7 protein-coding genes are annotated in these 7,559 nt (G+C 59.9%); 3 read left to right on the top strand and 4 right to left on the bottom strand.

From position 1 onward, the window contains the following. Positions 1 to 395: 395 nt before the first annotated feature. Both G6039_RS29295 and G6039_RS29290 read left to right on the top strand, forming a co-directional pair. Positions 396 to 2,678 carry an SIR2 family NAD-dependent protein deacylase gene (locus tag G6039_RS29295; RefSeq protein WP_152104007.1) on the top strand — a complete coding sequence of 761 codons (2,283 nt, stop codon included), beginning with the start codon at positions 396 to 398 and terminating at the stop codon, positions 2,676 to 2,678. After that, entirely contained in the window at positions 2,656 to 3,420 is a 765-nt protein-coding gene (locus G6039_RS29290; protein WP_152104006.1) for a hypothetical protein, read from the top strand. Before G6039_RS29295 ends, G6039_RS29290 begins: the two co-directional genes overlap by 23 nt. A 186-nt stretch (positions 3,421 to 3,606) precedes the next feature. On the opposite strand, the gene G6039_RS29285 is transcribed toward G6039_RS29290, so the two are convergent. Continuing rightward, the gene (locus G6039_RS29285; RefSeq protein WP_043797144.1) at positions 3,607 to 4,275 is read right to left on the bottom strand and encodes a DUF6308 family protein; all 669 of its coding nucleotides are present in this window, start codon (positions 4,273 to 4,275) and stop codon (positions 3,607 to 3,609) included. Next, entirely contained in the window at positions 4,272 to 4,853 is a 582-nt protein-coding gene (locus tag G6039_RS30905; protein ID WP_235194001.1) for a hypothetical protein, read from the bottom strand. Before G6039_RS30905 ends, G6039_RS29285 begins: the two co-directional genes overlap by 4 nt. Before the next feature lie 223 nt (positions 4,854 to 5,076). Here G6039_RS30905 and G6039_RS30900 point away from each other — a divergent pair, with 223 nt between their 5' ends. Continuing rightward, positions 5,077 to 5,730 carry a hypothetical protein gene (locus tag G6039_RS30900; protein ID WP_235194002.1) on the top strand — a complete coding sequence of 218 codons (654 nt, stop codon included), beginning with the start codon at positions 5,077 to 5,079 and terminating at the stop codon, positions 5,728 to 5,730. A gap of 179 nt (positions 5,731 to 5,909) precedes the next feature. Here G6039_RS30900 and G6039_RS29275 read toward each other — a convergent pair whose 3' ends face one another. Together G6039_RS29275 and G6039_RS29270 are read right to left on the bottom strand one after the other, a co-directional pair. Next, complete coding sequence (locus G6039_RS29275) at positions 5,910 to 6,683, bottom strand: hypothetical protein (protein ID WP_152104005.1); 774 nt, start codon at positions 6,681 to 6,683, stop codon at positions 5,910 to 5,912. A gap of 435 nt (positions 6,684 to 7,118) precedes the next feature. Beyond that, the gene (locus tag G6039_RS29270) at positions 7,119 to 7,445 is read right to left on the bottom strand and encodes a hypothetical protein (protein WP_152104004.1); all 327 of its coding nucleotides are present in this window, start codon (positions 7,443 to 7,445) and stop codon (positions 7,119 to 7,121) included. Between the last annotated feature and the right edge of the window lie 114 nt (positions 7,446 to 7,559).

Genomic DNA, 7,559 nt, shown 5'->3' with positions numbered 1-7,559 from the left:
CGGGCGGATCGCATTCGGATTCCGCAACCCCGACAACCAGCGACGCAGGGTACGGTGGGCCTGCACCCGCCGCTCCCGGCGGAGCACACCCAGTCGGCATCAATGCCACTGCTAACTGCGAAGAGCCATATTTCGGGGCGAGCATCATGGAGCCGTAGTGGTGTTCAATCTCGGCCACGTTGGACCGAAACTGCACATACCGGTTGCCAACCAGGGTGGAGGCAATCGCGAACGTCGTTGACAAGGGTCGCTGCCCTGACTGCCAACCCTCGGAAACGTGACGCAAAAGCTGTAACAGGGAGAGCCCCCTCCTAGATGCACAGGTGAGTCCTCCGATGCGAACATGCAAAGCTGGCTCACCTGTCCGCTCATTGTTGAGGCCAAAGGATACGTAGATGCAGTCCCGCGTTGAAGCGCTTAAGCGCACCATTGAAGAAGGGCGTGCAGTCGTGATATGCGGTGCTGGGGTGTCCGCATCCGTCACTAATAATGCTCCAAACGCCACCTGGATTGGACTAATTCGATCCGGTATCGAATTCGTATGTGAAAATTCAATAAACGAGACGACAGCATGGAAAAGCATGGTTGACGGAAATCTCGCCTATGGAGTGGATGAGAATGATGCGGCTGCACTAATAAACGTGGCTACAATGGTTCTGAAAAAAATCAAATCGCTCGGCGTACAAGCCGAGGCCAATTGGCTTCGAGATACCGTCGGATCGCTGCCCCTCCAAGACCCTTCCTGGTTAGATGCAATCGGGAGTTTGCCATGCGTGATGCTCACCACGAACTATGACACATTGCTGGAGCAGCGGCTTAACGTGCCTTCAGTCGACAGAAGCTCCCTTCCCAATTTTCAGCGAGTGATTTCAGGGGGAGCCAAAGGGGTCGTTCATTTACATGGCGTATGGGATAAGCCCGAGACCATCGTTTTCTCGTCGGACCAGTATGCGAAGCTGTCATTCGACGAATGCCAGTCCGCCTTGCAGCGGGCCGTGGCGAGTACCAAGTCGATATTGTATATCGGATTTGGTGCCGGCATGGGGGACCCGAACTTTTCCGACTTGCTCTCGTGGCACAGGAGACTATTCTCAGTGTCGGGTGTAGAGCACTTCCGGCTATGCCTTGACGATGAGCTACCCGACCTTCGATCAGCTCATGTTGATTCCCATATATCTCCCATATCCTACGGAACAAAATACTCAGAGTTCCCGCAGTTCATTAAGGGTCTGATCTCTGGGGCGGACCTATCTGTCACTAACGAGGCGGGAATAGTACGTGACATTCCCAGAGAAACGCGGGTTCAAATGATTGCAGAGCTACAAATTGACACGCGGCTAATTGATTCCACATACTCTGAAACATGTGATGAAGTCAATTCTGTTGCACTACCCCCGATTCTGCTACCCGTTCCTCATGCGGAATATATTGAGCGAGGCGCTGACTCCGATGACGCTAGAACCAAGCGGCTGGATCCAGATGTAGAGTGTGCGCAAGATGGGGTTGTCATCATTGTGGGGGACGAGCACTGTGGCCTTACTACCGCACTTAAGTGGCTTGTGATTCGTGCATCGGAATTGGATTATGAAAAAACGCCTATCTACGTAGATTTCAACAATCGCCAATCGGGCACCGGTCCGTTTGAAAGGCTTGTACGTCAAGAAGCTCTGGAGCGGGGAATTATTCAATTCAAGCACGACAATTTGCCCCGCGTCGCGTTAGCGTTAGACAATTACTCCCCTCATGTTCGCAAAATTTCCGATAATGTTCTGCGCGGAATTGCGCAAAGTGAAATTGAAACAATATTCATCGGTTGCAGAAGTAACGATGAGGCTGAAATTGTAGAACGCCTGTCAAATATTGGCGTGAATGCTCAAGTCCGCTACGTCGGTAGGTTGAACATGGCCGATGTGACTGCACTCGCGAAAATTGCCGCGCCTACCGTCCACCGGTCCATAACGCAGCGGATAGTTTCAGTGCTGCGCGCAGAGCGTCTTCCGCGCAACCCTTTTACAGTCTCCTTGCTCATCACGATCCTTCTCCGGGGAGAGGAGGTGGCAGCCGAAGCTTCGCCTACCGGAATTCTAGAGCAATATATTGGGCTATTGCTTGGCCGCGGGGATCCCACCGTAGATACGCGATATTCGATTGGAACCGAGCAGAGCATAACAGCTTTATCGGCGCTGGCTGAGGTTTTCGCTAGGAAGGCGAGTAGCGTATTATCAGAGTCTGTCACCGTGGAGGTTCTCGCTGGTCTGATATCTGATTATGCGTGGCCCGAAACTGCTACCGATATGATGCGTAAATTCCGCGAATCACGTATCCTTTCGGTAAATCCAAGCGGGGTATCTTTTGTTCGAAGCAGCTATTTGCATCTCTTTGCGGCTAAGTACGCGTTACGGGAGCCCGAATTTTTGCGGTTTATCTTGGATGATCCACTGCGTTTCGGCCCCGTAATTCGACATTACGCCGCGCTTAGCCGCAGGGATGTGTCGATTATCGAAGCCATGCAAAATCTACTGGATGAGTTTGCAGACGAAGGGTCGGCTTCGAAGATTTACGATATCGTTAAGCGTGAAGATGCGCCTGACGACTTTTTGAAGGAGTTGGAGGGCGATGAAAGCGAGTCGGGATCCCGTGAATTAGTGCCCTTGGATGAGCCCCCCCGATCCGCTTGATTCAATATCGGACAGTGATAGGAATCCCTTTCCGGAAATAGATGATCACGGAATACCCGGAGCGCAGCGTTACGCCCTGGCGCTTGAGACTGCTTCCACGGCCCTGCGTGACTTGGACGAAGTTAAGGAGCTCGACAAGAAAAAGCGGTTGCTGGAAACCGTCATACAAGGATGGGGGACGCTCGCCGGGATACTCAGTGAAGAATCTGCGTTTATTGACCTTCAAAAGTCAATAATTAGCAGCATCAGGGAGCGAGAGCCGGAGTTTTCCGAGAAACATTCCGAGCTGCTTGCCGAGTTGTTTAATGTTATCCCTTGTGCCTATGTCGCAAGTGGTATAGAGCGCTCGCTCTCGTCTCGTAAACTATTGAAGATATTGAACGAATTATTGCTTGAAGGTCGGTTATCTGGAGGGGCGCATTCTGCCTCCGCGACAGCGTTGTTGATGATGTCAATTGGAGGAAATGGTTGGGTCTCTGGTGTGGAGAAGGTGTTGCGCGGAAAGGAAGATGTATGGATATACCGGAACTTTATCGCGTATCTCTTCTATGCTCTCTACCTGAATGATGAAGTAGATCGTGGAGAGGAAGTGGACTTAATTCGGTTTGTCGCTGTATCGATTGTAGATCGATGGAAGTACAAAGACGACCGCAAGCGTAAGCTGGCAATTGGAGTGATGCAGCAACGACTAAAGCGCGAAAAAGTCGGCTATCAGAAGGGAGTCGGCAAATTGTTATGGTAGCAGTACGCCGCGGTCATTCGAACCCGGACTCGTCTTCCGTGAGGAGGACTGCTACCTGACATAAGACCCGCATATCGGCTCCCTAACGACGGGTAGCCGATGTCGGGGCGGGACGAGTGCGCGAGGTGTCGAAATGCGGGACGTCGCCCCGCGATCGTGGCGCTGGAGTGAGGCCCGCCCCGGGGTTCAGGCGATCGCCCAGGTCAGCAGGTCGAGCAGACGGACGTCGGTCAGGGCCGCGATCCGACGTACATGCTCGGTCTCGGACTGCGCCAAACGGCGACGGAACAGCGGGAGGGCACCGCTGTCGAGGTTGGCGCACAGATCGTCGCGGATGGCCGCCCAGAACAGCGCTCGTCGACCCCGGTGGGGGTACCGGGCAGCTGCGGCCCGCGCCTGCATCCGGTAGAACGCCATGACCTTCGAGTCGAGAATGGGGAGCAAGCCCGGGCGTTTGAGGTGCAGCACTTTGCTGATCTTGGCGACCCCCCACCTGCCTGGGGCGGCGGTGCGGAAATGCTCGTAGAGCGCTTCGGCACCGTCGTAGAGGTCGCCGCTGACGTTCGGGTCGGCGTCGACCAGCCGCGCGTCGGCCGGCACCGCAGCCCACGGGGCACCGACCGCGGTCCGGACGAACCAGTCGCGTTGGGCGTGACTGATCCGGGACCGCACCTTGTGGGTACGCGCGATGTCGCCGGCGGTGATCGCGTCGACCGGTCCGGGCCCGGGCAGGTCGTAGCCGGCCACGGTCACCGTCGGATAGGCATGCGCCTGGGCGAGGGCGGCCTCGATGCCGATGCTGCGTCCGGCAAGCACCAACACGGTGGCCCCCGGATCGGCCCCGTCGCGGGTCACGGCTCTCGCTCGCCGGCCTCAGCCGGGTCGGCGGCGTCGCTGCCGGGTGGCTGTTTCGGTTCCACCCAGGTGGCCACGGTGCTGGCGCCGCGGGCGAGTCGGCGCCGGCCGGCGGTGACCGCGGCTCCGGTGCGGGTGCGTGCTGCCGACCAGGCCTCACCCAGGGTGGCGTGGCGGGCACCGGTCCACTGCTCGATCTGCAGGTTCCGGGCCGCGATGAACGCCTCGACCATCGCCGCCAATCCGTCGCGGTGTTTGGTCAGAGCGCGGCCGGCCAGCTTGTGGTGCGCTTCGCCGGGGCTCAGGACCGCGTGCCGGTCGAGGATCTGCCGCAGCCGGGCGGCGAGGTCGGTGTCGGCGGTGTACTGCTCGGACAGGGTCGCCCGGGCACTGGCGATGGTCTGCTGCAGGTGCTGCGGTTCGATGGTCTGCACCTGCACCAGGCGCAGCCGTTGCCACAAGAACAGCGACTGTTGGGCCACGATGAGCAGCTGCAACGTCTCGAGCAGCCGGCCTTTGTGCAGCACGTCGGCGAGCTGATCGGCCCGGGCACCGGGGGAGGCGTCGGCCTCGAGCATGTCGAGCAGTTTCTGGGCGTGGAACCGCAGGCGTTCGACGCCGACCTCGAGGTCGGCCCCGAGCGCGGCGGATGGAGGACCAGTCGGTGGCGGTCAGCGCATCCCCGTCCGTGAGAGCGTGCACCCGGCGGGTGAGCAGCCGGTGGTGGCCGTAGACGTCGCCGAGTCGCTGCGCGGACGCCAACCGCAGGATCTCGTCGACGGAGTCCTCGATGCGATCGAGGTGCTCGTCGATCCGGTCGAACTGCGCCGCGATCGCCATCTTGAGGCCCGCCAACGCCGCGGCCGGGCCGAACCCCGCCGCGGCCCCCGGCGGAGCGATCCGGGCGTGAGAGAGGATCTTGCCGGTACCGGCCTCGCGCACCATCCGATGAAAGGTGACGGTGGTGCCCGCGGTGGCCTTCGCGGCGAACTGGCGCTGCATCGCCGTACCGATCGCATAGACCGTCGAGACGGTCTTGGCGGAAAACAGCTCCGCGGTCATTCGGACCAGGGTGTCGTTCGGGGCGGTGGCCACGGACGTGAGCGGGGTGTCCCACTGTCGGCAGAACTGTTCGATCGCGTCGTCGGCGCCGACGACGGCGGTCCCGAACTCGTCGGCGATCACCATCAGGTCCGCCTCCGGTGGGGAGGCCGTCGCCTCGTCCTGGTCCGGCTCCTCCGATGCGATCCGTTGTTCTGTGCTCACGTACCCACCCTTTCGTCGCGGCGCCCGTCACTGCGGTATTCCCCTGAGGGCATCGTGCCGCACCCGTCCGACGTCACACCGGACGGAGGTCGGCGCGTGCCGACACTGCATCGGGTGGTGGGCCGGCTCGCGTATCGGCCGTGCGACTGCGCCAGGAAGGCCGCCCTCGACGGGAACATCTGCCTGTAACCCGCTCGTGCGCCGAGGCGCCTGCACATGACCGCCGTCCACCTTTGCATACAGATAGGGGACTGGTCAGGTCGCCTTCGTCGCCGGTCGGAATTCACACGGTTCGGTGCCTCCCCGTACTCGAGAGCACATCGATGCCATGTACGTGCCCAGCAGCGGGTCCCTGCCTGCGGCGATGGTCATTCCTTCGCGCCCCCATCGACGCAAGCCTCGGATCGAGGCACTCGGTCTGCAACCTCGCCGACAGATGTGTTGTTGTAGGTGTAAAGCTGTTCGGAAAGGTGCGCTGCGACATTGTCGAGCGCCGGCTCGATGGCGTGTAATCGGATCCGAGCGATCTCTACCTGCGCGGCATGTTCGGCGGACGCGACGGCACGGCGCTGTTGTTCAGATTCAAGTCGGGCATCCAAAGCGGCCCGGCGTTCGGTCTCGGCAAGCTTCTCATCGAATTCCGATACCGATCGGGCTATCGCGCGCAGCTGGTCGGCACCTCCCTTGACGTGAGCAATGGTTGCGGCATAGTCGACGCGGGCCACATTGATCTGAGCCTGGTCGTCGGGATGCATGGTCGCGTTGAAGTCGTGGATAAGGCCGTAGAGATGAGCGCCGGCTTTGACGTGTTGAGCTAGATCCCACAGTGCGGCATCTACATTCACGTCGGTTAAGTAGCCCATACGCACGGCGCGGGATCCTGCGATGACGTTTACGCTGACCCTGGCGTCACGCATAGGCGTTGCCAGGGCTGTCGGTGCGTTTCTCAGCTCCCCCACGGTGAGGACGAAATCACTGCTCTTGCGGGCCATTCTGCGGTGGTGCCGGAATATCCGATGCTGAGCGGCTGCTCCCGCAATGAAGACTCCCAGGCTCACGAACGCGATCACGATGAAGTAGAGGCCACTGTCGACGCCGATCGCCTCAGGAACGACGTTCAGGCTAACGAGACCTGTTGCCACGATGAGGATCCCTGCGAACCCGCCTACCATCCCCAGCCACTCCTTTGAGGATTTCGTCATTGGTTGGTGTCCAGGGGCGACAACGACCGGTATCGACCGTCCGTCGTCAGGGATGCGGGCAGTCACCATCGTCTCCTTCCATTCCGGACAACGAAAGAAACCTGACAGAGCCTCCTTTACTTTCTCAAAAATATCCCAACGATCACATCAACACGTCGGTGCACCGGCGCCGGGCCGCGTCCCGGCCCGACGGCGGCGCGGGCGGCCTCGGCGAGAACGTGCACGTCCACCGAGGTGTACATCGGCGCCGACCCGGCCACCGAAAAATGCTCCCAGCTGCGCCACGATCCGTACACGTCTGCTCCCGTCCCGGTCCTCGACTTACAGTCTTCACTAGGATTGTCCTCTGCCCGACCTGCCGGACTGGTGTTGCCCTCAGCCGTTGAGGACGCGGTCGGCCAGCCACCGGTTGTGGTACTGCCCATAGACGCAGGTGCTTTCGGCCATCAGCTGCTTGGCGAGGGACGCTGCCGCCGCCTTCCACCGCAGGGCTTTGGGAAGAGCGATGTGTGGACCGAGGACCTCGCTGGTGAGGCTGACGGCGCGGCCGGCGAACTTTGTGTGCTCGGCTATCTCGAGGAGCACGTCGTCACCGAAGTGGTGATCCAGCTCGGCCAGGGAACTTCCGCAGTCGTGTTCCAAGGTGGCGCGGTCGACGAACACAGTGACGAAGTATCCGGTGACCACTGAGCCCTGATCCACCGTCGTTGATCTGTGTCTGATCTCCGATCGTTTTCGGACGTTGTTCCGGTTTCGGGCATGAGTGTCTCGCCGGTCTGCCCGGCGTTTCCACTGGTGTCCTCGGTCGTGACCCGT

This window comes from Rhodococcus aetherivorans, assembly GCF_011058165.1.
GTDB lineage: Bacteria > Actinomycetota > Actinomycetes > Mycobacteriales > Mycobacteriaceae > Rhodococcus > Rhodococcus aetherivorans.
Note: the sequence above shows the minus strand (reverse complement) of the source record. Positions and strands in the feature narration are given on the sequence as shown.

Bases quoted from the DNA above. Each gene is read 5' to 3' on its own strand.
- G6039_RS29295 (WP_152104007.1), top strand. From the start codon at position 396: ATGCAGTCCCGCGTTGAAGCGCTTAAGCGCACCATTGAAGAAGGGCGT.
- G6039_RS29290 (WP_152104006.1), top strand. From the start codon at position 2,656: ATGAGCCCCCCCGATCCGCTTGATTCAATATCGGACAGTGATAGGAAT.
- G6039_RS30905 (WP_235194001.1), bottom strand. From the start codon at position 4,853: ATGCTCGAGGCCGACGCCTCCCCCGGTGCCCGGGCCGATCAGCTCGCC.